General features: G+C 60.1%; 19 protein-coding genes and 3 pseudogenes. 13 read left to right on the top strand and 9 right to left on the bottom strand.

Annotated elements, in window-relative coordinates:
- Positions 1-164: 164 nt before the first annotated feature.
- Positions 165-1,115: a GlxA family transcriptional regulator gene (locus tag ACODTO_RS12440; protein WP_139643863.1), complete on the bottom strand. Its 951-nt coding sequence runs from the start codon at positions 1,113-1,115 to the stop codon at positions 165-167.
- A 351-nt stretch (positions 1,116-1,466) separates the two neighbouring features.
- Between ACODTO_RS12440 and ACODTO_RS12435 the strand changes: the two genes are divergently transcribed.
- Both ACODTO_RS12435 and ACODTO_RS12430 read left to right on the top strand, forming a co-directional pair.
- Positions 1,467-2,189: a pirin family protein gene (locus ACODTO_RS12435; protein ID WP_175362075.1), complete on the top strand. Its 723-nt coding sequence runs from the start codon at positions 1,467-1,469 to the stop codon at positions 2,187-2,189.
- Positions 2,190-2,507: 318 nt separating this feature from the next.
- Positions 2,508-2,909 carry a hypothetical protein gene (locus tag ACODTO_RS12430; RefSeq protein WP_175385597.1) on the top strand — a complete coding sequence of 134 codons (402 nt, stop codon included), beginning with the start codon at positions 2,508-2,510 and terminating at the stop codon, positions 2,907-2,909.
- 134 nt (positions 2,910-3,043) lie between these two features.
- On the opposite strand, the gene ACODTO_RS12425 is transcribed toward ACODTO_RS12430, so the two are convergent.
- Positions 3,044-4,084 carry a GlxA family transcriptional regulator gene (locus tag ACODTO_RS12425; protein ID WP_175385598.1) on the bottom strand — a complete coding sequence of 347 codons (1,041 nt, stop codon included), beginning with the start codon at positions 4,082-4,084 and terminating at the stop codon, positions 3,044-3,046.
- Between the two features lie 250 nt (positions 4,085-4,334).
- Here ACODTO_RS12425 and ACODTO_RS12420 point away from each other — a divergent pair.
- Positions 4,335-5,417 (top strand): annotated as a pseudogene (locus ACODTO_RS12420) (cache domain-containing protein); the annotation flags it as partial.
- Positions 5,418-5,741: 324 nt separating this feature from the next.
- A pseudogene (locus tag ACODTO_RS12415) lies at positions 5,742-6,278 on the top strand (methyl-accepting chemotaxis protein); the annotation flags it as partial.
- Positions 6,279-6,434: 156 nt separating this feature from the next.
- Here the strand turns inward: ACODTO_RS12415 and ACODTO_RS12410 are convergent.
- Genes ACODTO_RS12410 through ACODTO_RS12400 form a run of 3 tightly spaced genes read right to left on the bottom strand, consistent with a single transcriptional unit; the run spans position 6,435 to position 10,219 of the window.
- A complete protein-coding gene (locus tag ACODTO_RS12410) occupies positions 6,435-8,087 on the bottom strand; it encodes an AMP-binding protein (protein WP_489106510.1) in 1,653 nt (550 codons plus the stop codon).
- Positions 8,084-8,824 carry a nitroreductase gene (locus tag ACODTO_RS12405; protein WP_489106509.1) on the bottom strand — a complete coding sequence of 247 codons (741 nt, stop codon included), beginning with the start codon at positions 8,822-8,824 and terminating at the stop codon, positions 8,084-8,086. Before ACODTO_RS12405 ends, ACODTO_RS12410 begins: the two co-directional genes overlap by 4 nt.
- Before the next feature lie 51 nt (positions 8,825-8,875).
- Complete coding sequence (locus ACODTO_RS12400) at positions 8,876-10,219, bottom strand: MFS transporter (RefSeq protein WP_139643884.1); 1,344 nt, start codon at positions 10,217-10,219, stop codon at positions 8,876-8,878.
- 372 nt (positions 10,220-10,591) lie between these two features.
- Between ACODTO_RS12400 and ACODTO_RS12395 the strand changes: the two genes are divergently transcribed.
- A complete protein-coding gene (locus ACODTO_RS12395) occupies positions 10,592-11,719 on the top strand; it encodes a CaiB/BaiF CoA transferase family protein (protein ID WP_489106508.1) in 1,128 nt (375 codons plus the stop codon).
- On the opposite strand, the gene ACODTO_RS12390 is transcribed toward ACODTO_RS12395, so the two are convergent.
- Positions 11,679-12,611 (bottom strand): AraC family transcriptional regulator, encoded by a 933-nt coding sequence (locus ACODTO_RS12390; RefSeq protein WP_489106507.1) that lies wholly within the window; start codon positions 12,609-12,611, stop codon positions 11,679-11,681. The genes ACODTO_RS12395 and ACODTO_RS12390 overlap by 41 nt on opposite strands.
- Before the next feature lie 325 nt (positions 12,612-12,936).
- Between ACODTO_RS12390 and ACODTO_RS12385 the strand changes: the two genes are divergently transcribed.
- Complete coding sequence (locus tag ACODTO_RS12385) at positions 12,937-13,470, top strand: MaoC/PaaZ C-terminal domain-containing protein (protein ID WP_175385604.1); 534 nt, start codon at positions 12,937-12,939, stop codon at positions 13,468-13,470.
- Here the strand turns inward: ACODTO_RS12385 and ACODTO_RS12380 are convergent.
- Positions 13,446-14,366: an alpha/beta hydrolase gene (locus ACODTO_RS12380; RefSeq protein ID WP_489106506.1), complete on the bottom strand. Its 921-nt coding sequence runs from the start codon at positions 14,364-14,366 to the stop codon at positions 13,446-13,448. The two genes, ACODTO_RS12385 and ACODTO_RS12380, sit on opposite strands and share 25 nt — an antisense overlap.
- A gap of 206 nt (positions 14,367-14,572) precedes the next feature.
- Between ACODTO_RS12380 and ACODTO_RS12375 the strand changes: the two genes are divergently transcribed.
- The 3 genes and pseudogenes from ACODTO_RS12375 (at position 14,573) to ACODTO_RS12365 (ending at position 16,541) form a co-directional block, all read left to right on the top strand.
- On the top strand, positions 14,573-15,469 hold the full coding sequence (locus ACODTO_RS12375; RefSeq protein ID WP_217505420.1) for a LysR family transcriptional regulator: 897 nt from the start codon (positions 14,573-14,575) through the stop codon (positions 15,467-15,469).
- Between the two features lie 66 nt (positions 15,470-15,535).
- Positions 15,536-16,198: pseudogene (locus ACODTO_RS12370) on the top strand (class I SAM-dependent methyltransferase).
- A gap of 184 nt (positions 16,199-16,382) precedes the next feature.
- The gene (locus tag ACODTO_RS12365; protein WP_489106505.1) at positions 16,383-16,541 is read left to right on the top strand and encodes a hypothetical protein; all 159 of its coding nucleotides are present in this window, start codon (positions 16,383-16,385) and stop codon (positions 16,539-16,541) included.
- 83 nt (positions 16,542-16,624) lie between these two features.
- Here the strand turns inward: ACODTO_RS12365 and ACODTO_RS12360 are convergent, their stop codons facing one another.
- Together ACODTO_RS12360 and ACODTO_RS12355 are read right to left on the bottom strand one after the other, a co-directional pair.
- Positions 16,625-17,953 carry a sensor histidine kinase gene (locus ACODTO_RS12360; protein ID WP_175385608.1) on the bottom strand — a complete coding sequence of 443 codons (1,329 nt, stop codon included), beginning with the start codon at positions 17,951-17,953 and terminating at the stop codon, positions 16,625-16,627.
- Positions 17,950-18,609, bottom strand: a complete 660-nt coding sequence (locus ACODTO_RS12355) for a response regulator transcription factor (RefSeq protein WP_489106504.1) — start codon at positions 18,607-18,609, stop codon at positions 17,950-17,952. Before ACODTO_RS12355 ends, ACODTO_RS12360 begins: the two co-directional genes overlap by 4 nt.
- Before the next feature lie 132 nt (positions 18,610-18,741).
- On the opposite strand from ACODTO_RS12355, the gene ACODTO_RS12350 reads away from it, so the two are divergent.
- From ACODTO_RS12350 to ACODTO_RS12335, 4 genes are all read left to right on the top strand, one after another.
- The gene (locus ACODTO_RS12350; RefSeq protein WP_139643911.1) at positions 18,742-19,065 is read left to right on the top strand and encodes a PepSY domain-containing protein; all 324 of its coding nucleotides are present in this window, start codon (positions 18,742-18,744) and stop codon (positions 19,063-19,065) included.
- Between the two features lie 92 nt (positions 19,066-19,157).
- Positions 19,158-19,628: a DUF2271 domain-containing protein gene (locus ACODTO_RS12345; protein WP_175362059.1), complete on the top strand. Its 471-nt coding sequence runs from the start codon at positions 19,158-19,160 to the stop codon at positions 19,626-19,628.
- Positions 19,629-19,653: 25 nt separating this feature from the next.
- Complete coding sequence (locus tag ACODTO_RS12340) at positions 19,654-21,834, top strand: PepSY domain-containing protein (RefSeq protein WP_489106503.1); 2,181 nt, start codon at positions 19,654-19,656, stop codon at positions 21,832-21,834.
- Complete coding sequence (locus ACODTO_RS12335) at positions 21,818-22,792, top strand: FAD:protein FMN transferase (protein ID WP_489106502.1); 975 nt, start codon at positions 21,818-21,820, stop codon at positions 22,790-22,792. Before ACODTO_RS12340 ends, ACODTO_RS12335 begins: the two co-directional genes overlap by 17 nt.
- Positions 22,793-22,822: the final 30 nt, after the last annotated feature.

Genomic DNA, 22,822 nt, shown 5'->3' with positions numbered 1-22,822 from the left:
AACCGGTGTGGGCATGGCGTCGCGGTCATCAAACGCGTCTGCCCCGGCTCTCTTGCATCCTTTCCAGAGGGTTCGCCGTTATCTTGGCAGCCCACGACCGGAGAACAATGCTGGCACAGGGTGCATGACGGACATCACGGTGCCCTGGACGGACACCGGAGGGCTCAACTGAACTGCTGGCGGTATTGCACTGGGGTCAGGCCGAGTTTTTCGCTGAACAGAGAACGCATGTGCCGGACGCTGCCAAACCCACTGCGAAACGCTACGGTCTTGAGGGGTAAGTCCGTGCTTTCCAGCAACTGACGGGCCCGGTCGATACGGGCCCCCTGCAGGAACTCCATCGGCGTCATCATCACTTCGCGGGCGAACATCCGGGCGAAATGCCGCGGACTCATGGAGGCCAGCGTCGCCATGCGCTCGACGGTGAACGGCTCTTCGAGATGCTCCATCACATAATGCTGCACCCGGGTGACGGCCGACTCCTGGGACGCCACCGCCGCCACCAGAGGGCTGAACTGGGCTTGCCCGCCTTGGCGCTTCATGACCACCAGCAACACCTTGGCCACATCCAGTGCCACTTTGCGGCCATGGTCCTGGGCTACGATGGCCAATGCCAGGTCGATGCCGGCGGTGACGCCGCCGGACGTGAACAGGCGCCGGTCCTGCAGGAAGATCTTGTCGGTTTCCACCAGTGCCTTGGGGAAACGCCGGATCAGGCGTTCGGTGTAATGCCAGTGCGTGGTGACGCGGTAGCCGTCAAGCAATCCCGCCTCACCCAGCACGAAGGCCCCGGTGCAGATGGAGCCGTAGCGCGTGGCCCGTTGCGTCGCGGCCCGCAGCCAGGTGTGCAACCCCGGATGTCGATCGTTGTAGGCCCCCGGCCCGCCCGGCACCAGCAGTACATCATAGGCCGCCCAGGCCTGGTCGATGTGGATGTCGGCCTCGACCGCCACGCCGTTGGAGGCCCGCAATGGGCCGCGATCAGTGCCCAGGGTCAGTAATTGATAGCGTTGATCCGGCTCAAGATAGCGGTTGGCGATGGAAAACACCTCCATCGGCCCGGCCATGTCGAGTAGTAAAAAATCCGGGAACAGCACCATTGCAACGGTTTTCATCAGTTAACACGCCAAAAAGAAAATCCAGAGGAACGCAGCGAAATTTCAAGCTCGCCTGATGAACCCTGTGGGAGCGAGCCTGCTCGCGATGGCGTTGATATGGTCAACAACCCCGTGAGCTGACTCACCGCCATCGCGAGCAGGCTCGCTCCCACAGGTCCGATGTCGCACCAGACGCGGCTTCGACATCATGTTAACGCACCGCACCGGCTGGCAGGCCTGCTTATTGTCCACTTATAAGTGACAGTCTTTCGTTTTTCACCTACTTATTAAGCGGCAGCATAACCATTAACCTTCTTCTGTCCCCGGCGAACGGCCAAAGCCGTCGCCCACTGAACCAGGAGAACTACCATGCTGACCCTTCGCAAAGCTGCGGACCGCGGAATCGCCCGTCACGGCTGGCTGACCTCGTTCCACACCTTTTCCTTCGCCAACTACCGTGACCTCAATCAACAAGGCTTCTCCGACCTGCTGGTCATCAACGATGACCGGGTGGCCGCCGCCAAGGGTTTCGGCCAGCACCCCCACCGGGACATGGAGATTTTCTCCTATGTGCTCGAAGGCGCGCTGGAACACAAGGACACCCTGGGTACAGGCTCGGTCATTCGCCCAGGCGATGTGCAACTGATGAGCGCCGGCAGTGGCGTGGCCCACAGCGAGTTCAACCACAGCGCGGACGAGCCGGTGCACTTCCTGCAGATCTGGATCGTGCCGAATGTCAGCGGTGCCAAGCCACGCTACCAGCAGGAGCATTTCAGCAGCGGGCAGAAACGCGGTCGCCTGCAATTGATCATCTCGCCGGACGGCGCCGACGGCTCCCTTGAGGTGCGCCAGGACGCACGGGTTTATGCCGGACTGTTCGATGGCAGCGAAAGCGCCACCCTGACATTGGCACCTGATCGCTATGCCTATGTGCATGTCGCCCGGGGCAACGTCGAGCTCAATGGCGTGTCGTTACAGGAAGGTGATGGCGTGCGAGTGCGGGAAGAACAGGTACTGACGTTGAGCAATGGCCAGGATGCCGAGGTGCTGGTGTTCGATCTGCAACCCAGGGAATTGCCACAAATGCCATGATCTGCGCGGCTCACCCGCGGTTCTTCCCAAACCTGAGGCTTGGTTGCCGGCGCCATCCGGCTCGCTTACAACGATGACCAAGCCTCACATTCCATGTTCGTTACCAACAGACCTTTGTGAATAGTCCACGTTAACAAACGACGAACGTAGGCTTTTTTTCACCAAAGAAGGCTAAGCTCTGAAAGTTCCTACGATGAGGTTACCCGGCCAACGATCCAACGTGTCATCTCTATGTGATATTGATTGGATGTTACAAACCAAGCAAAATGATCTCACTTAGCCACCCAACCCTCGCCTTGCTTATTCATGGAAGAAAGCATGAAAACCGTTATTCCCCTCGTCGCTCTTTGCGTAGCCTGTCATGCAACAGCGGACGTGCAAAAAATACCGTACATCTACGATGATTCGGTCGCCAAGTACTCCCTTGTTTCGTTTACCGAAAGCGGTTCCGCCATTCAGGCCATCGTGAAACGGGAAGGTGCATATTTCAACAGTTATACAAAGGTGGAACTCGACTGTGCCAATCGCAGTGTTCGCCAAATGGGGATGTATAACAGCCTGGAAGTTCTGGAAAAAGCCCAACTCGACCAGATGCAAGGGCGAATCGTTGAAGGTTCCATTGCCGATGAAGTGGGAAAGATCTTGTGCAAAGGCACGACCCTGACCGCCTCGCAACCCGACAACCCGCCTGTTGAAGAACAACCGGACGATAGGACCTGACCCCAACGCCGTCCCCCTTCGCCTCTGTGCGAATGTCGCTGCCGAGCAAAGTTCTCGGACATGGAATACCTGAACACAGGACCGGGCTCGCACTACCCTATGAGCGCGAGCCCGGTTTCAGCTTCTCAAAGAACTCATCCCGACGTTTGCTTCCGCCCAAACGTCGAACGATAGCTGCCTGGCGGAACGCCGAAAAAATCCCGGAAACGCCGCTGAAAATGCGGGGAGCTGACAAAGCCCGTCGCCACGGCGACCTCTGTCATCGATCGATTGGTCTGCTGGATGAGCTGGCGTGCCCGGGTCAGGCGCAACTCCAGGTAGTAACGCGTTGGGGTCGCGCCGAGAAAACTGCAGAAGCGCCGCTCCAGCTGGCGCTTGGAAATCTTCACGCAGGCCGCCAGTTCATCGATGGTCAATGGCTCTTCGATGTTCTGCCACATCAACTCCAACGCCAGCTTGAGGCTTTCCGGCAGCCTCGGGTCCGTCTCGACGAAGACGGGCGGCAAATCCGACGCATCGCCCGATTCGTCACACCGCAGAATTTCCTCGATGGCCCCCACCAGGGCCTCCCCTCCCGTCTGGCGGATCAGCTGGAGCATCATGCGCAGCGAACTGTTGGCACCGGCACAACTGACCCGTCCGCGATCAACGACATAGGCCCGGCTCGATACCTTCACATGAGGGAAGACCTCCACCATCATCGCTCGGCTTTCCGGGTGAACGGCGCATTCGAAACCGTCCAGCAGGCTGGCGTCGGCAACGAAGAAAACCCCATTCCACAGCCCACCCAGTATCGCCCCCGACGCCGCATTGGCGCGCAGCTTGCGCCGCAGCAGGGGGACACCTTGCAGCTTTACACGAAAACCCCCGGCGACGATGAGAACGTCCTGGTTTTCCGGCAATTGCGCCAACTCGATGTCAGTGGAAATGACAATCCCCAGGTCACTCGTCACCTGGCTCCCCGACACTCCGACCGTCAGAATCTCGTAGAGGGGCATGTCACACATCAGGTTGGCCGTTACCAGGGCATCCACCGCACCGGTGAAGGACATCATCGAGAAATTGTCCATCAATACGAACGCGACGCGGGTCGGCGCCTGATCCACCCCCGGCGAGCCGAGTGGCCGATAAGCCATGTTCTTGTTTTTAAGTACGCTCTCGAATGCGCTTGGCATAGGGCCTCTTCCTGAAGACGATCAGACTTGCGCCACTCTCGCATCTCAGGCAAGCGGCCATGGTATGGGGAACGTCGCTATCGTGTGGATTAGCGACGCGGGACGCCTTTAAGTACCTGCGGCTCTAAAGTCTGTTCGCCTTTAGTCGATAGGCTGAGAGTAGACATGGGCGCTTCCTTTCCAGCACTCGCAACTTACACCGCCATTGTTTCCGCCGACCCAACACTTATAAATACCCGCGGGAGAAGTCATGAATATCAAACAGAAGCTGACATGGGCGTTCGCGACCATCGCCTGCCTTCCGGTCGTCCTGGTGGCGGTGCTCGTCGTGCTGAACCTGCGCGAAGCGGCAAAAACCAACTTCCTCGACAGCAGCGGCCGGGAAATCCGCCAGATCGACAATGGCATGAAGACGTTCTTCGATGGCATCAGTCAGAACGTCGAATTCTTCGCCAAGGACCCGCGGATCGTGGCGGCAAAGGACCTGAAAAACTATTCCGCCGCCGACGCGGCACAAACGCCACTCCCTGAAACCAATAAACAGATCCTGGATATCTTCGACCGCTTCGCCAAGAGCCATCCGACCACCGCCTATCTTTCCGTGGGCCTTGCCGATGGCGGCTATGCCAGCTGGCCGGATGACCCCAAGATCTCCAACTACGACCCACGCGTGCGCCCATGGTACAAGGCCGCCATCGCCTCGCCTGGCGTGACTGTGCGCACAGACGCCTATTACTGGGCGCCGGATGATATATCGCTGATCGGCATCGTTCACACGGTATCCGACGCTGCCGGCAAACTGGTGGGCGTCGTCGGCCTCGACGTGTCGCTCAAGCAACTGACCGAACTGGTCAAGAACATCAAGCTGGGCGAAAGCGGCTACCTCATCCTGGTCGAGGGGAACGGCAACGTGCTGGTGGATGCCAGCGACGCCAAGCACAACTTCAAGCCTCTCGCCGACCTGGGCCCCAACTATGCCGCGCTGGCCAAGAGCGGCGACGGCATGACCCAGGTCGAGATCGATGGCGTGTCCTACATGGTCAACATCGTCACCTCCAAGAGCCTGGGCTGGCGCTTCATCGGCCTGATCAAAAGCGACGAAGTCATGGCCGGGGCCTCAAGCCTCACCTGGTTGATCGCGATTATCGCAGCGGTATTGGCAGTGATCTTCGCGGTCGTTGGGGCAAGCTTCGCCAGCGTCATCGTGCGACCGATTCGCGGCGTTGCAAACGGCTTGCAGGAAATCGCCGAAGGTGAAGGCGACCTCACCCGTCAACTCTCCGTACAAGGCAAGGACGAAACGGCCACCCTGGCCAGCTGGTTCAACCAGTTCCTGGGCATGATTGCACAGTTGGTACAGCGAATCGGCAGTGCCTCCTCCGACTTGCAAAGCGCGGCGGCCGACACCAGCGAAGTCGCCACCAACATGAACGAAGCCGCCGGTCGCCAACGCCAGGCAGTGGAGCTGGTCAGCACCGCCTTCAATGAAATGGTCGCGACCGCCAACGAAGTGGCCCGCTCCTGCAGCCAGGCCGCCACCAGCGCGGACACCGGCTACCGTGATGTGCACGATGGCCAGCATCACATCGGCGAAGCCACCGGCAGCGTGCTGAAACTGAGCGAAGACCTGCAGCAGTCGACCCAGACCATGCAGGCACTCGAGCAGGACAGCAAGAACATCAACACCATCCTCGACACCATCCGCTCGATTGCCGAGCAGACCAACCTGTTAGCCCTCAACGCCGCCATCGAAGCCGCGCGCGCCGGCGACCAGGGTCGCGGATTCGCCGTCGTGGCCGATGAAGTACGGGCCCTGGCACGGCGCACCGCCGACTCCACCGGCGAGATCGACAGCCTGCTCGGTAATCTGGCCCGCCGCACCCAGGAAGTGACCCAGCAGATGCAGAACAGCCTGCTGGTGTCGCAAACCAGCGTGGAACGCATCCAACAGGCCCGCGACAGTTTCGACAAGATCCGCAACTCGGTGGACTCGATCCGCGACCAGAACACCCAGATCGCCACCGCCGCCGAGGAACAGCATCAGGTGGCCGAAGACATCAACCGGCACATCGCGCAGATCCATGCCGATGCGCAGCTGGTCGAGGAGTTTGCCCACTCGGCGCAGACCGGTTCGGGCCGATTGACGGACATTTCTGGTCAACTGAGAGGCTTGGTCGGACGCTTCAAGTTCTAAACAACGTTGCCTAATGAGCCAGGGACGGCTCAATGGTTAAACTAATCGCGGCCTTCTCCAGCTTGTTCAAGACACCTTCAGCCAAACAGGCACAGACCTCAAAAAGTCCACGGTAGCGCCCCCCCCTGAATCGGTTCTCGCCCTACAGCCGAGGACTTACCCTCCCGACGCCAGCCGAACGATCGCCTCCCGGCTTCCCGCTTGTTCGCGAAGAATGAATTTCTGGATTTTCCCGGTTGCCGTTTTCGGCAGCACCATGAACACGACCCTGCGTGGGCACTTGAATCGCGCCAGACGTTCCTGGCAGAAGGCAATCAATTCCGCCTCGCCGGGCGGCGTTGCGCCGATCTTGAGTTCGATAAAGGCACACGGCACCTCGCCCCATTTATCGTCCGGTTGAGCAACCACTGCCGCGTGCAGCACCGCCGGATGGCCGTGAATCACGTCCTCGATTTCGATGGACGAGATATTTTCCCCGCCCGAGATGATCACGTCCTTGCAGCGATCGGTGATCTGCACATAACCATTCTCATGTACGACTGCGACGTCGCCCGTATGGAACCAACCGCCGCCAAACGCCTTTTCATTGGCACTCGGGTTTTTCAGGTAGCCCATCATCACCGTATTGCCGCGAAGCAATAGCTCACCGGTGGTGTGACCGTCGTGCGGTACCGGTTCAAGGGTCTCGGCATCCGCCACCATCAACCCTTCGAATGCCGCCGCTCGCGCACCCTGGCGTACCCGAAGTGAGCTCTGCTCAGACGATGGGCGATCAGACCAGTCGTCCTGCCATACACAACTGACAGGCGTGCCACAGACCTCGGTAATCCCGTAGACGTGGTCAACATCGAAACCAAGCGAGACGACCGCATTCAATACCGCCGCGGGGGGTGGAGAACCGGCAGTCAATACCCGCACCGGCAACGCCAGCGGCGGTCGCGTCGTTGAGTTGGCAATCATTGCCATGACAATGGGCGCGGCACAGAAATGATCGATCCCGTGTTGGTCGATGGCATCGAACACTGCCTCTGCAGAGACCTTGCGTAGGCACACGTGCGTACCCGCCGCCGCCGTGATCGCCCAGGTAAAACACCATCCGTTGGCATGAAACATCGGCAGCGTCCACAGGTAGCGAGGCGCTTTGGAGACCGGCCAGTTGGTGAGTTGCAGCAGGCTCATCAGGTACGTTCCCCGATGGCTGGCGACAACCCCCTTAGGGTCGCCGGTGGTGCCCGAGGTGTAATTGAGTGCGATGGGTTGCCATTCATCAACCGGCCAAACGCCAGCAAACTCGGGATCGCCTTCATACAGCAGCGACTCATAATCGATCTCACCGATCGCTGAGCCCACAGGCGCCAAATGATCGTTGATATCGACGACTGTCGGGCGCTCCCCCAGCAGTTCGATAGCCGCCGCGGCCAGCGCGGAAAATTCGCGATCGACAAAAAGCAGCTTGCACTCCGCATGGCGGAGAATGAACGCCACGCCCTCTGCATCGAGCCGATAATTGACGCAGTTCAGAACCGCGCCGGATAACGGCACACCGTAGTGCGCTTCGAACATCGCGGGCGTGTTAGGCGACAGGATCGAAACGGTGTCGCCCGTCCCGATTCCCCTGGCAACCAGCGCAGAGGCGAGGCGAAAGGCGCGGTCGCGGGTTTCAGACCAGGTTCTTCGCAGATCGCCATGAATGACCGCCACTCGGCCCGGGTGCACCAGCGCCGCACGGTCCAGGAACCCGAGCGGTGTGAGAGGCAGATGATTCGCAGGATTTCGGTCGAGACCGTACTCATAGGCTTCACGACTCATACCATTGACTCCTTATTATTGTGATGGAACGTTGCAAACGCGCTCACCGGCTCTCGATCGGTCACCAGGCTGTTTTCCAGGCTGGACTCGTCCGCATAGCCAAGGCTCATGCCGCACACCAGCATCTGATCGGAGGGGATACCGAGTAACTCGGCGATCACTTGGTGATACTTCAAGAAGGCGGCTTGGGGACAGGTGTGCAGCCCTCTGCCACGGGCCGCTACCATCACGCTTTGCAGGAACATGCCATAGTCGAGCAGGCTGCCTTTCTGAAGCACCCGATCGATGGTGAACAACAGGCCCACCGGCGCATCGAAAAACCGATAATTGCGGCCGTGCTGCTGATGCATGCGTTGCTTGTCACCCTTTTCGATACCCAGCAGGCCGTACAACTCCCAACCCACTTGTCTTTTCCTATCGATGTAAGGAGCGACCCAGTGGCGAGGGTAATACTCGTAGGCGTCTTCAAGATGAAGGCTCAACGCTGGATCGTCATCGAGCTGGGCGATGACCTGGGATAGCCGATCCTTGATCGCCCCCGTCACCACATGGACCCGCCACGGTTGCATGTTCACGCCAGTGGGGCAGAAACGGGCGATGTCGAGAATGGCTTCGACCTCTTCAAGCGGCACCGGGGTCGGCAAATAGGCCCTCATGCTACGACGCGTGGTGATCGCCCAATCCACCGTTCGACTCAGCAATTCAGGCGAGAGTGGAGGTTGTGATAAGCGGTTCATGCTCTTGTCCCATGGATAACGAATTCACAAAAAAACGCTGGCGTTCAGCTGTCAGCCAGCCAGCGCGGTGGCCTTTCGCACGCGGACCGAATCGGCGCGGGTCTGATTGATCAGGGAAACGGCGGCGGCGCCAATGAGGCCGGCCAGGCTGATTGCCATGAAGTTCTGTTCGAGGGGTAGTTTGATCGACACCAACCAACCGATGAGAATCGGCGCGACGATAGCCCCGACCCGGCCAACCCCGGAGGCGAACCCAACGCCGGTGGAACGAATGGTCGAGGGGTAGAAATCCCCCGCATAGGCATACGCCAGAAGCTGCGTGCCCAGGGTCGATGCACCGACGATGAACACGACTGCAACTAACAGGCTCGTGGACCGGGTGTATCCCAGCACCGTCAACGCGATTGCGCCGATCAGATAAAACGCGACCAGCACATGCTTGATGTTCAGCTTGTCGCTGAGCCAACCGCCCCCGAGCGCGCCCGCTATCGCCCCCAGGTTGAAGACGATGACGAAGTTCAGCGCAGACCCGAGGCTGAATCCGGCCATGGCCATCAACTTGGTAAGCCAGGAATTGAGGGCGTAGACCATGAACAGACCAGTCATGAAAGCCGCCCAGATCATCACGGTGCTGAACCCACGGCCGTCTCGAAAGAGATTTCGAACCGGCGCGTCCTGCTTGTCCAATACCTGCGCATTGCCGGTCATGACCGCGTTATCGCTCATCACCAAACTCGGATCGATTCTCCGGGCGATTGCACGCAGCTCGTCCTGGCGCCCCTTCTTGAGCAGATTGCCGATGGACTCGGGCATGGTCTTCAAGATGAAGGGGATCAAGAACACCGGCAGGCCCGCTACATAGAAAACCGACTGCCAGCCATGGCTTTCGATGAGTTGCTTGGCGGTCAGAGCCACCAGAATGCCCCCGACCGAATAACCTGCGAACACCAACGTCACCATGCGGGTACGTAGCTTGATGGGAGAGAACTCGCCCATTTGCGCCGTACAGATCGGCAGGACACCGCCAATACCAAGCCCGGCGATGAACCGCGCGATGCTGAAACTGATCGGATCGCTCGTGAGGCCCGCCGCGGAGGTAAAAAAGCTGAACAGCGCCACGCAAATGGCGACCATCTTCGGTCGACCGATGCGGTCTGCCAGCGTCCCGAGAAAGATTGCGCCGAGCATTGTCCCGAACAGTGCGGAACCGGCCATGACACCGGCGCTGGTCGGATCAATGTTCATGTCCGTCATGATGGCGGGCAGCGCGGCGCCCACGACAGCGAGGTCATACCCATCGATAATCAGAATGAGCACGCACCAGAACAGGATAAGGCCATGGAAGCGATTGAACTTTGAGTCGCCCGTGAGGGCATAGACATTTACCGACTGCATAGGATGTCTCCTTCGATCTTGTTCTTATTGGAGAAGTGCACAGGGGTCACCAATCTGATGGGCTACCTGTGGCTCATCCTAGAATTCAAAATGAAGTTGGCCCATGCCCGGGGACATCGTTGTGACTGACCGTTCCGGGCACTGCCTGGCGTTGGCCTGTCCAACTTGACTGTTGGTGATCTGACGCCACGCCGCGTTGGCCCCTGGGTGTCCAAACAAGTCACGGCAGTTGAACTTTTTCACCCTTGCCAGCGACTGCGAAGGTTGCCGAACATGACGCCGTGTCTTGCCTGGCGACCCATCGCCCTACCGCTCATGTCCTGACCTCATCTTCAGCCGTCTTGCATGAACAGCTCATGCAATGGAGTGCTTATGCCCGACGAAACAGTGAAGCGCCAAGGTCCCCTGGTGGGACTGCGAGTGATCGAGTTCGCAGGCATTGGTCCTGGTCCACACTGCGCGATGCTCTTCGCGGACATGGGCGCGCAGGTCATACGCATTGAGCGTGAAGGTGGAAATGGATGGCCGAACCCGGTCGTCGACAGGGGCCGCAAGCACATCACGCTGGATATCCGAAGTGAAAGCGGGGTCGAGGAATCCCTGGCCCTGATCGAAGACGCGGACGTGCTCATCGAAGGCTTTCGTCCTGGGGTGATGGAGCGCCTGGGACTGGGCCCCCTGGAAGCCACTGCACGTAATCCGCGATTGATCTATGGGCGAATGACGGGATGGGGGCAAACCGGGCCACTCGCCCAACGCGCTGGCCATGACATCAACTACCTTGCCCTCACCGGCGCGTTGGCGGCGATCGGCACTGCGCAAGGTAACGCTCCGCCTCCTCTGAATCTGGTCGGAGACTTCGGTGGCGGTTCCATGTTCCTGGCCTTCGGCATTTTAGCGGCGCTGTGGGAACGTGAACGTTCGGGTAAAGGCCAGGTGGTGGACGCCGCGATCATCGACGGCGTGTCTTCCATGATGACCTTCTTTGCCGGGCTGTTGCCCAGCGGCGCGATCAGCCTGGAACGGGATCGGAACCTGCTGTCAGGCGCCGCGCCTCATTATCGCTGCTACACCTGTTCGGACGGTCGGGAGATTTCCGTGGGTCCTCTTGAGCCGCGGTTCTTTGCCGAGTTGATGGCGCTGATCGACGCGCCGCCCGGGGTCCGGTCCGGTTGCGAAGATCCAGACAAATGGGCCGAGCAAAGCGAACAGCTGGCCCGCCTGTTTGCGACACGCACTCGAGCACAATGGTGTTCGCTGCTTGAAGGCCGCGACGCCTGCTTTGCGCCCGTGCTGACGCTTGCAGAGGCCGCCGAGCACCCGCAGATGCGGGCCAGAGGCGTTTATCAAGAGGCCGACGGTGTGTTGCAAGCAGCGCCCGCGCCGCGATTTTCGCGTACCCCGGGCGCGGTACAGGAAACATCTCGAATGCTGGGGGATGGGACTGGCCCAACGCTCACTAGGAGGCGGCGGGGTTACTGCGATACACCCCAGGGCTGACGCCGGTCCACTTCTTGAAAGCGCGGTGGAACGCACTGGTCTCCTGGAATCCGGTGAGCGCCGCTACATCGCTGACACTCAGCTCAGCCTGGCTCAACAGATTGATCGCCATGTCCCGTCGCAGATCGTCCTTCAGGCGTTGATAGCTGGCACCCTCGGCCTGGAGACGGCGCTGGAACGTCGAGCTTGAGATCCGCAGGTCCTTGGCGATCGCATCCAACTCCGGCCAGTCGTCAGGGCTTTGTTCCCGCAGTCGATGTCGAATCAAGGCACTCAGGCTTTCGTCGTTGCGATACTTCACTAACAGATTGGCCGGCGCCTCTCGAAGAAAGGCCGACAGGTGGCTGCTGTTCTGGGCAATTCTCAGGCCTAGGAAACTCCGGTCAAAGCGAACCCAGGTCGTCGCCGAACCGTATTCAATGTCCGCACAAAACCGCATCCGATAATCACTGTCGTCCTCTGGACGGGCGGGTCGAAAGCGCACCTCCTGCAGCGCAATTCTCCTATTGGCCAACCAACACAGCAGGCCATGTACCAGGATCAGCCACGTGCCATAGGCGTACAGGCGGCGTTCGATTCCATGGTCATGAATGACGATCCGCGCGTCGTCTCCCTCGATCTCCAGCGTCCCGTAAATATCATCGAGGATACTTCGAAGAAAAGTAAGGATGCGCTGTAACGCCTGTTCCAGGGAGCGGCATCCGATGACCGCATGACACATCAGTTGGAAGCTTCCCCGGCGCATCGGATGACTATCGATGCCGAAGAACTCGTCATCCAACTGGTCTGACAAGGCGATCCACAGACGTGAAAAAGCAGACGCCTCGACACGTGCCTGTGGCGCATTCAGAAGCTCGGGATCAATACGGGCGAACTGCAGAATCGGCTGCACATCCAGGCCACGTCGAATCGCCCCGGACAACGCTTCATGCACCAAACCGATTGACGTGGTTCCCTTGTATTGAGCCTGTATCATCTCTTCTCCATAACGCCATGCGAGAGCGGGACCGCCTTCACCGCTTCGCGCTACGTGGCGTTGCCGGCGCGATCCTGGCTCGATATCACTACGTTCGATTGCCTGCCCCCTTCTGTCAACGTCCGAAACGTTCACCAAGGCTGAGGTATTTGAACATTGCCGCGGTCAAGTTCGCGCTCCAAGATCAGGACGGCTTGTAGAGGACTGCTGGTTTGAAAAAGCAAGTGAGGGGATTGGCCCCATGACGCATGCAACGCTCTTCTGGGAAGACTTCAAGCCAGGCACCACGTGGACGGCATCACGGCCTGAGGCGATGAGTGAGGAGGAGATCATCGCCTTTGCCCTGGAATATGATCCTCTGGACATGCACATTGATCCGGAACAGGCGCGCAACAGTCCTCTCGGTGTTCACTGCGCCAGCGGGATACAAACCTTCGCGATCGTCCAGCGCCTCATGTGCGAGGTCTTGTACCTGCGTACCCGCGTTGTCGCGGGTGGACAATTCGATAAATTCCGCCTGTTGTCCCCCGTGCTACCGGGGGATGTGATCAGCATTGTCGCCAAGGTGCGTACCTCGACGCCCCACCCCCGAAGAAATGACCGAGGCTGGGTCGTCCTGAGGGTTGAAGTTTTTACCGAGCACGCTAGAAAGGTCCTCACCTACGAGGTCTCGGTGCTGATCATGCGCCGTGGTTCTGACTTGATTGAACCAGATACAAGTCCTGCGCGTTGGACGGCCAGGCCTGATCTTCAAGCAAGCCTGTCGCAAAAGTGAGTGGCCAGCCGGTCCGCGGACTGGCGCACCGTGCTGGCTTGATCGTAGAAGTCGTAGTGCCCCCCTTCCAGCCAAGCCAACGCCTTTGGCCCGGCCAGGCGTTCATAGACCTTGCGGGCCTGATCGGGAAAGGCCGAGCCGTCCGAATGGATGATCAACGCGGGGGCGGTGACGTGCGCAGCTTGCGCAAGGGGATCGAAGTCCAGCCAAGGCTCCCAGGCCATCACCGCGAACTCATTACGCCAGGCCCGCACCCCGCCGCCACGGGAGGGGTCCATGTAGTACTCGCTGGGGCTGGTGCTCATGGCGGTCGTGTCGGTGGGGCTGTAGGCGAGAATGGTCTCGATCACCCCCGTTTCCTCATAACGCTTGCGAGCTTCACGGCCGGCCGCCCTCCGCTGCTCGATAGCCGCTTCGCCGCCAAACATCATGAGCAATAACCCTGGATCAGGAAAATAACCCGCGACAGCGGCCACCGCCCCCACACTGGGATCCTTCGCTGCCGCATAGAGGACCGTTCCGCCCGATGTGCAGATGCCCAACAGACCCGTTCCCGCGACGTCTGCGCGCCTCTTCAGGAAGATGAGCGCGGCGGACAAATCTTCAGTCTTGGATGCCTGGTCCTCGTACTGGCGCTTGGCTCCGCTGCTCTCGCCGTAGTTGCGATAATCCAACGCCAGAGTAATGAGGCCACGCCGGGCAAGCTCGCCGGCATAGTTACCCGCCATCTGCTCCTTCACTGAACTCAACGAGCCGCCGACCACGACAGCCGGATAACGACACGATGAATCGTAACTCTCAGGAAGGTAAAGGCTCGCAACGACAAACCCGTCTCCGCTCGGGAAGCTTACCTTTTGCGACTTGGGCTGACTGCATTCGGTGAGAGTCTGTGACATGGCATTTCCTACGGTAAAGAGCACGACGGTTGCCCCGGCAGCAGGCAAAACGTCAGTCGTGTGATCAGTGAAGGGGATGGGTTCGCTTTCATGTCAGTAGCATAAAGGATGTCTTTACTTGCGGATTATTTAATAGTAAGTGTATTTTTTAATGAACTTTTAAGTTGTATTTAATAATGCGCGCAGACTTCCTTGATGGAATCGTTGTGTTTACCCGTGTTGCGCAAAAGCGCAGCTTTACCGCCGCAGCGCTGGAACTGGGTGTCACACCTGCCGCGGTAAGCTGGAGCATCAAGCGCCTCGAGGCGCGTGTCGGCATGCCGCTCTTGGCGCGCACGACACGGTCCGTGGGATTGACCGAAGCGGGCAAGGTATTCCTCGAACAGGTTGAAACCGGCATGGCCCACATCGGAGTGGCGTTTGACGCTGCGCAGCGCTTTGGCCTGCATCCGCGGGGCTTGTTGCGCCTGAGCGTGCCCTACGTGGCACAGCCCCTGATCGAGCCGATGCTCCCGGGATTTACCGCTGCATACCCCGAAGTGGAGCTGGAACTGGTCTTTGAAGACCGTTACGTCGATATCGTTGCCGAAGGCTATGACGCAGGGATCCGCATCGGCGACATGATCGCCCAGGACATGGTGGGCGTGCGCCTCGGCAGGTCGTCACCCCTGACCGTGGTCGGGTCGCCCGGATACTTTGCCAAGCGGGGCAAACCACAACATCCCGACCAGCTTGGCGAACATGCCTGCATCAACATCCGCCTGGTCAGCGGCGCCCTCTATCGATGGGGTTTTGTGGAGCAGGATGCCGAGGGGACACCAAGAGTCTTTGCGATAGACGTGAAGGGGCCGATGATCGTCAACGGCCCCGCGACCAGCCTGGCTGCGGCAGTGTCCGGAGTTGGATTGGCCTATAACATTTCCAGCAACGTCCAACCTTTGATTGATCAGGGGCTGCTGGAACCTTGTCTGGACACCTTCATGCCTGAAAGCCCGGGTTTTTTTGCCTATTTTCCCCATCGAAACCAAGTCCTGCCAAAGCTGCGGGCATTCCTCGATTTCTGCAGTGAAAAGAATCGCGCAGATGCGAGGACCGGGAGCTGAGCGCTCATCAATGGTGACTGGTCAGCGTACTCTATTCTTGCATTCACCCTTGCACCGGACACCGCTATGCCCACCCACGAATCAGAGCTCCTTCAAAGCTGGCACCACAACGCCCAGGCCTGGATCGACGTCATCCGCACCGGCGCCATCGAAAGCCGACGCTAAATCACCGACCAGGCCATCCTGCTGGCAGTGCTGAGCCGCCAACCCGGGCGCGTGCTCGACCTGGGTTGCGGTGAAGGCTGGCTATTGCGGGCCCTGGCTGGGCGGGGCATCCAGGCCGTTGGAGTAGATGGCGATGCCACGCTGGTGGCGTCCGCACGGACGGCCGGATCTTCGCCCGTGCACCTGGCCAGCTATGAAGCGCTGGTGCAGGCGAAAGTGGACGTCGGCAGCGACTACGACCTGATCTGCGCCAACTTTGCCCTGTTGCACCAGGACATCATCCCCCTGCTCACCGCCATGAAGGCTCTGCTCGTCCCTGGCGGCGCCCTGGTGATCCAGACCTTGCATCCCTGGGTCGCCGCCGCGGGCGACTATCAGGATGGTTGGCGGCAGGAACACTTCGAAGGTTTCAAGGGACAGTGGCAGCCCATGCCGTGGTACCTGCGCACCCTGCCCAGCTGGTTTAATGCCCTGGACATGGCCGGCTTTCGGCTGACGGGTTTGCAGGAACCGCAACACCCTCAGCGCGCGATGCCGCAGTCATTGTTGCTGGTGGCTGAATGAGAGCCGCCGATGCGCCGGATGACTTCGGCGCATAATCCTTGCACACTCCCTGCGCGGTGCCAGCCAGTGCAAGCTCTGTCGTACCACAATTCAAGCGCCCGAGGATGAACATACGTTCATCCCAATCACCGTCAAACGCGTCTACCCTACGGGTTACAACATAGTGACTACAGGAGTACCCACCATGTTTTCGCACGAAAGCACGCCGTTGATTTTAATGTTCGTCATCTTGCTGCTGTGCACGCTTGCGGCTGTTCTACACCCGGTTCACGCTCTCTTTGACCGGGTTCGCAAGCGCAGGGAATCATCTGTCGAGGTGGCGAAAGAAGTGGACTCGCACTGAATGTATTCTCTGAACAGCCCGGCGGTGTCCGGGCTTTTTTGTGCCTGTGCCTCGAATCGCGGTCATGGACGACCTGGCTGGAGTCAGGCAAGCGGTAACCAGACACACACTTCGAAACCCTCCTGTCGACCTGTCGCAGGGGACACCAATTTCATTCTCCCGTTGACCCCTTGCACGATGGTTTTCGTAATCGCCAACCCCAACCCTGAACCACTGATTTCACTGTGACCACGTACAAAGCGCTCTGTAAGACGCTGCAATACCGACTGCGGCACCGCAGGGCCGCCATTGACCACCCGCAGTAGCGCCTCTTCGGTGAGGCTGATTTCTATCGGTTGATCTGCTGCCCCATACTTGAGCGCATTCTCGATCAGGTTGCGCAGGAGGATGCCAAAGGCGTCCGGATCGATGCTTGAGTACACGCTGGCTTGGCCGGGCAAATGCAACTCGATGCGCTGACCATTGCGCTGGTTCCATTCATCGACCCCATGGGCGAGCAATGGAATCAGGTCCTGAGGTGTTTCGGACAGCAGCCCACCGCCCTCGGCCTTGGCCAGTTGCATGAGCTTTTCCGAAAGCCGCGCCAACTCGCGCAATGCGTTTTCGATCTTCGCCGCTCGTACTCGCAACGGGCCTTCGGGCGCCTCGTGGTGTAGCCGCTGGATCTGCGCCAGGGTCGCGGCCAATGGCGTGCGCAGCTCATGGGCGCTGTTGGCGGTAAAGCTGCGTTCGGCTTCCAGGGCCTTGCGCAAACGCTCCAGCAGATGGTTGACGGCCTCGGCCAACGGATCAATTTCTGCCGGCAGGCGGGCCACCTTGATCGGCGATAAATCACCCACGCCTCGCGCCTCGACCGCACGACGATATGCCAGCACACTGCGCAGACTGATTCGCACGAACAACCAAGTGCCCAACAGGCTGATGGGAATCAGCGCCAACAGTGGCAACAACAAGGCAAACAGAGCTTCTCGCGCGGCTTCACGGCGATGCCCCAGCGGCTCGGCGACTTCAATGAACAGCGTTCCGCGCAATGCGCTGGCGCCATACAAGCGGTACTTTCCAGAGGTGGAAAAACCCTCAATCGGTTGTTGATTGAAGATCTTCGGGTTGGCATCGTGGGACTGCATCAGGATCTGGCCGCTGGCATCTCGCACCAGGTACGTCAGATATTCCTTATGCATTTTCAACGTCGCAACGTGCTGAGCCTCACGGGGCCCCTCACGGTTGCTGATTTCCAACACGGCCAGCGGCAAGATGCGTTGCGCGGTCTCTTCCAGTGCGCTGTCGAACGCCTCGTTCAACTCATGTTGTACCACCAGCCAGGCACCAACTGTCGCGCCCAGCCACAGCAAGGTCATGCCCAGGGTCAGCCCCAGGCCGAGGCGTTTTTGCAGGCTCGAAGAAGGCTTCATCCGGCCATCAACCGGTAGCCCATGCCACGCACGGTTTCAATCAGCTCGCGTCCGAGTTTCTTACGCAGACGACTGATGTAGACCTCGATGGTGTTGCTCTCGATTTCGGCACCGAAGGCATACAGCCGTTCTTCCAACTGCGACTTGGACAACAACGCGCTGGGACGCTGCACGAACGCTTCGAACAGCGCCCATTCGCGGGCCGTCAGGTCCACAATGGTACCGTCACGCTGCACAGTGCGGGCGCTCATGTCCACCTGCAGGTTACCGAGCCTGATCTGCGGGTTGGGGTTGCCGCTGTAACGTCGGGCCACCGCGGCGACACGGGCAGAGAGCTCGGACAGGTCGAACGGTTTGACCAGATAATCATCAGCCCCGGCATTGAGGCCGGCAATGCGGTCGGAAATCTGATCCTGGGCCGTCAGGATAATCACCGGGGCCACATTCCCCGCCGTGCGCTGCTGACGCAGAAAATCCAGCCCGCGACCGTCCGGCAGCATCAAGTCCAGCAGAATCAGGTCGTATGGTGTGGTGCGTACGCTGTCGCGCGCATGGTCCAGACGCTGCACCCAATCCACAGCGTGACCGTCATCCGCGATCTGCTCGCGCACCGCGTCCCCCAACCCAAGGGCGTCCTCGACCAATAGAACCCGCATCTGGCAACTCCTGTGGTGGTTGTCGTGCCGCACCTTAATCGCCTTACCTGACGTGAATCTGAAGATTCAGCTGATTGTCAGGAATGCACTCTAGGGTATGCGACAGACGCCGACCGCGGCAGGAGACAGATCATGAAGTCAGGTTTTATTCCCCATGCAACCCTTTTGAGCCTGCTGCTCAGCGGTCACGTCCTGGCCGACGAAGACTGCACCGACCCGGTGAGCGACTGGCAACCCCGTGAAACCTTGCGTCTGCAAGTCGAGCGGCAATACGGCTGGAACGTGCAACGCATCAAGGTTGACGACGGCTGTTACGAGCTCAAGGGGTTGGATCGAAAAGGCAACGCCATCGAAGCCAGCTACTCACCGGCCTCGCTGCGCCTGCGCACCCTAGAGATCCATTTCCGCGACGATGGCGATGCCAACGACTACCTCCGCAGCCCGATCACTGAATGACGCCTCACCTCTCGATGAGTTTTTCCTGCGCTTCAGGTTGCTGTCAGCAAGCAGGTCCAGGCTCTCGACCTAACGATCAGAAGGAGACACTCATGAAGAAGATCATCGCAGCCACCTGCCTCGCCGGCACCATTGCCCTGCCGGGATTGGCCCATGCCCGTGAAGTGACGCTGACCACCCAGCTCAAGGACTACAGCGGCAATGATGCCTACCTGGCGATCTACGTGACCGACGCCAATGGCCAATACCAGAAAACCCTCTGGGTGGCCGGCAAAAAGGCCAAGTACTACAAGCACCTGGGAGACTGGGCCCGTGGTAGCGGAATGAACCGCACCGAGTTTGATGGGGTCAGCGGTGCCAGCGTCGGCAGTGGGCGCACGCTCAAAGTCAGCGTCGAGCTGGCAGATACCCTGATCGATGCCGGGTACCAGATCCGCATCGACAGTGCCGTAGAAGACAAACGTGACGCCCGCGCCGATGTCAGCGTGCCGCTCACGTCCAAGGGCGCGGGCCAGCCAGTGGCCGGCAGCACCTATGTCGAGTCGTTTACTTACGATCTGTAGCACCTGCCCTTTCCGGAGGCTGAACATGCTTCGCCAGTCCCATTCCCTGCCCGGTCTGATCGCGGCCCTGTTGGTCATGCTGTTGGCCATCAGCGGCGCGATCCTGTCGGTCGACCCGGCGCTGGAACGCTTGCACAGTACCACCACCGCGACCGGACAACTCAACGTCGGCCAACTGGCCGGACGTGTTGCCAATCACTTCCCGGGCGTAGAGCAGATCCAGCGTACAGCGTCCGGGACAGTCATCGTCTACTACAACCGGAACGGTCAGGCCGGGGCTGAAACGGTCGATCCGCTGACCGGCGAAGGCCTGGCACCCTATGCACCCTCCGCGTTCACGCGCTGGGTGAAAGAGCTGCACCGCTCGATGTTCCTCGGCTCGCCAGGCCACGGGGTGTCGGGGGTCGGCGCGCTGTTCATGCTGATGCTGTCGGTGTCTGGCGCACTATTGCTCGCCCGACGCCTGGGGGGTTGGCACAACGTGCTGCGGCCACTGCGGGGCACCTTCAGCCAGCGCTGGCATGCTGAGGTCGGCCGACTGGCCTTGCTCGGGCTGCTGCTGTCGGCGTTGAGCGGGCTCTATATGTCTGCCACCACCTTCGGCTTTATCGCTGACGGCAGTCAGAGTGAGCCCGCCTTCCCCGCCCACGTCAGTAACGGCCCGGCCTTGCCGGTGGCGAGCCTTCAAGCCTTGCAGGCCACCGACCTCAATGAACTGCGCGAACTGGTCTACCCCAGCCCCGGCAACCCGAAGGATGTGTTTTCCTTGCGCACGATCCAGGGCGACGGCTACGTGGATCAGGTCAGCGGTGCCTTGCTGTCCTATCAGCCCCACGACTCGATGCATCATCTTTATGAATTGATTTACCAGATGCACACCGGCGAGGGCCTGTGGTGGCTGGGCCTACCCCTGGGACTCTGCGCCCTCTGCGTACCGTTGATGAGCGTGACCGGCATCCTGTTGTGGTGGCGCCGCCGCAAGGCTGGCCCGAAGATCCGCCACAACGCCCCGGCCCACTCTGCCGACAGCGTGATTCTGGTGGGCAGTGAAAACAACAGCACCTGGGGCTGTGCCAACACCTTGCACGCCGCCTTGCACCTGGCCGGACACCGGGTGCATAGCGCGACCATGAATCAGTACGCCAACGACTACAGCAACGCCCAGCGGGTGCTCATCCTGACGGCGACCCACGGTGACGGCGACGCGCCAGCCTCGGCCTCGCAGTTCCTGGCGCGGCTGGCCAAAGCCGGTCTCAAGCCCGGACTGCCCTTTGCTGTGCTGGGCTTCGGTGATCGGCAGTTCCCGCAGTTCTGCCAGTTCGCCCATCAGGTGCACGACGCCATGTTGCAAGCCGGTGGCGCGCCGTTACTGGGGTTGGAAACCGTCAACCGCCAGTCCTCTCAGGAATTTACGCGCTGGGGCCACGCGCTGGGCGAAGTGCTCCAGCATGACCTGGCACTGATCCATGCCCCGCAGCGGCCACAGACTCACCCATTGCAGCTGACCGAGCGCATTGTCTACGGCGAACAGGTGAACGCCCCCACCCACGTCTTGCGCTTCAAAGCGTCCAGCGAGTTGCCGGACTTCCTGGCCGGTGACTTGGTCGCGATAGTGCCCCCGGGCAGCCAGACCCCGCGTTTCTATTCACTGGCCAGCGGCTCGCAGGACGGCGTGCTGGAAATCTGCGTGCGCAAACACAACGGTGGCGTGTGCTCGGAGTTTCTTCACGGCCTGGACATTGGTGCGTCGATCGAAGCGTTTATCCAGCCAAACCCGCAATTTCGTCCGGCGTCGGGCACGCACCCGGTGATCCTGATCGGCGCCGGTACCGGCATCGGCCCCTTGGCCGGTTTCATCCGCAACAACACGGCCCGCCACCCGATGCATTTGTATTGGGGTGGACGCAACCCGGCCTCGGACTTTCTCTATGAGCCGCAGCTCAACCAGTACCTGGCCGACCGCCGCCTGACGACACTGCGCGCCGCCTTTTCTCAGGTTCAGGACCGCAGCTACGTGCAAGACCGACTGATCAGCGATGCCCTGGCCCTGCGTCGACTGATTGAGAAAGGCGCCCAAGTGCTGGTGTGTGGCAGCCGCGAGATGGCCAAAGGCGTGATGCAAGCCCTCGATGAAGTATTGGCGCCTCTCAATCTGGATGTTCTGACCCTCAAGGCACAAGGACGCTACCGTGAAGACGTCTACTGAGTTGCTGCGCTTCAGCCTGAGCGGCGAAACCATGGGCACCCGCTACACCGCCCTGTTCTACGCCGGGGCCGGGATCGACACCGACGAAGTGGCACGTCACCTAGCCTGTGCCGTAGCCCGGGTGGACCAGCAAATGTCCACCTGGAAACCCGACTCGGACCTCAACCGCCTCAACGCAGCGCCCGAGCAGCAATGGATTGCCGTGCCACAGGAACTGGCAACAGTGTTGTCTGCGGCACTGCGTGTGAGTCAGCAATCCGGTGGTGCCTTCGACGTCGCGGTGGGTGACTTGGTTAATGCCTGGGGATTCGGCCCCGGAGAACAGACAGTCACAGAGCAGACGCTCGCTACAATGCCTCCCCCCCGGCTATCAGCCAGCGCCACGTTGGTGGTTGATCCTTTACGCAAACAGGTGCGCAAACTCGCACCGCTGCAGCTTGATCTGAATGGCATCGCCAAAGGATTTGGCGTCGATGAACTGGCCCGTTGCCTGGACGGTTTTGGTATCACTCGCTACCTCGTCGGCATCGACGGCGAGATGCGCGCCCGGGGCGTCAAACCCGACGGTCAGTGCTGGGTCGTGGCGGTGGAAAAACCTGAACGGGGCGTGCGTGAAGTCATGGGTGTGATGGAACTGGGCGATGCCGCAATCGCGACCTCCGGGGACTACCGACACTGGGTCGACGTGGCCGGTCAAGCCTATGCCCATACCATGAATCCGGCCACCGGCGCGCCGCTGTGCAACAGGCTCGCCGCTGTCACCGTGGTGGCCGCTTCGTGCATGCTCGCTGACGCCTGGGCCACAGCGCTGATGGTGTTGGGTGAAACCGAAGGGCCACGTCTGGCTCAGGAACGCGGGATGGATGCGTTGTTCGTGCTGCGCGACGAACAGCGATTCAAGGAAATATCCATTGTCGGCGGTCGGTTGCAGGCGCAGATTGAAACCCGTCCGATGTGAAACGCTTTGTCGGATCGCTGTTCGCAATGG

The sequence above is a fragment of the Pseudomonas sp. FG13 genome (assembly GCF_057809755.1).
This window is presented reverse-complemented; position numbering and strand designations above follow the sequence as displayed.

What these genes read in the sequence shown, in the direction of transcription:
- ACODTO_RS12360 (WP_175385608.1), bottom strand. Translation starts at nt 17,953, where the DNA reads ATGAAGCCTTCTTCGAGCCTGCAAAAACGCCTCGGCCTGGGGCTGACC.
- ACODTO_RS12430 (WP_175385597.1), top strand. Translation starts at nt 2,508, where the DNA reads ATGAAAACCGTTATTCCCCTCGTCGCTCTTTGCGTAGCCTGTCATGCA.
- ACODTO_RS12410 (WP_489106510.1), bottom strand. Translation starts at nt 8,087, where the DNA reads ATGAGTCGTGAAGCCTATGAGTACGGTCTCGACCGAAATCCTGCGAAT.
- ACODTO_RS12425 (WP_175385598.1), bottom strand. Translation starts at nt 4,084, where the DNA reads ATGCCAAGCGCATTCGAGAGCGTACTTAAAAACAAGAACATGGCTTAT.
- ACODTO_RS12400 (WP_139643884.1), bottom strand. Translation starts at nt 10,219, where the DNA reads ATGCAGTCGGTAAATGTCTATGCCCTCACGGGCGACTCAAAGTTCAAT.
- ACODTO_RS12345 (WP_175362059.1), top strand. Translation starts at nt 19,158, where the DNA reads ATGAAGAAGATCATCGCAGCCACCTGCCTCGCCGGCACCATTGCCCTG.
- ACODTO_RS12435 (WP_175362075.1), top strand. Translation starts at nt 1,467, where the DNA reads ATGCTGACCCTTCGCAAAGCTGCGGACCGCGGAATCGCCCGTCACGGC.
- ACODTO_RS12440 (WP_139643863.1), bottom strand. Translation starts at nt 1,115, where the DNA reads ATGAAAACCGTTGCAATGGTGCTGTTCCCGGATTTTTTACTACTCGAC.
- ACODTO_RS12355 (WP_489106504.1), bottom strand. Translation starts at nt 18,609, where the DNA reads ATGCGGGTTCTATTGGTCGAGGACGCCCTTGGGTTGGGGGACGCGGTG.
- ACODTO_RS12365 (WP_489106505.1), top strand. Translation starts at nt 16,383, where the DNA reads ATGTTTTCGCACGAAAGCACGCCGTTGATTTTAATGTTCGTCATCTTG.
- ACODTO_RS12340 (WP_489106503.1), top strand. Translation starts at nt 19,654, where the DNA reads ATGCTTCGCCAGTCCCATTCCCTGCCCGGTCTGATCGCGGCCCTGTTG.
- ACODTO_RS12405 (WP_489106509.1), bottom strand. Translation starts at nt 8,824, where the DNA reads ATGAACCGCTTATCACAACCTCCACTCTCGCCTGAATTGCTGAGTCGA.
- ACODTO_RS12380 (WP_489106506.1), bottom strand. Translation starts at nt 14,366, where the DNA reads ATGTCACAGACTCTCACCGAATGCAGTCAGCCCAAGTCGCAAAAGGTA.
- ACODTO_RS12350 (WP_139643911.1), top strand. Translation starts at nt 18,742, where the DNA reads ATGAAGTCAGGTTTTATTCCCCATGCAACCCTTTTGAGCCTGCTGCTC.
- ACODTO_RS12395 (WP_489106508.1), top strand. Translation starts at nt 10,592, where the DNA reads ATGCCCGACGAAACAGTGAAGCGCCAAGGTCCCCTGGTGGGACTGCGA.
- ACODTO_RS12385 (WP_175385604.1), top strand. Translation starts at nt 12,937, where the DNA reads ATGACGCATGCAACGCTCTTCTGGGAAGACTTCAAGCCAGGCACCACG.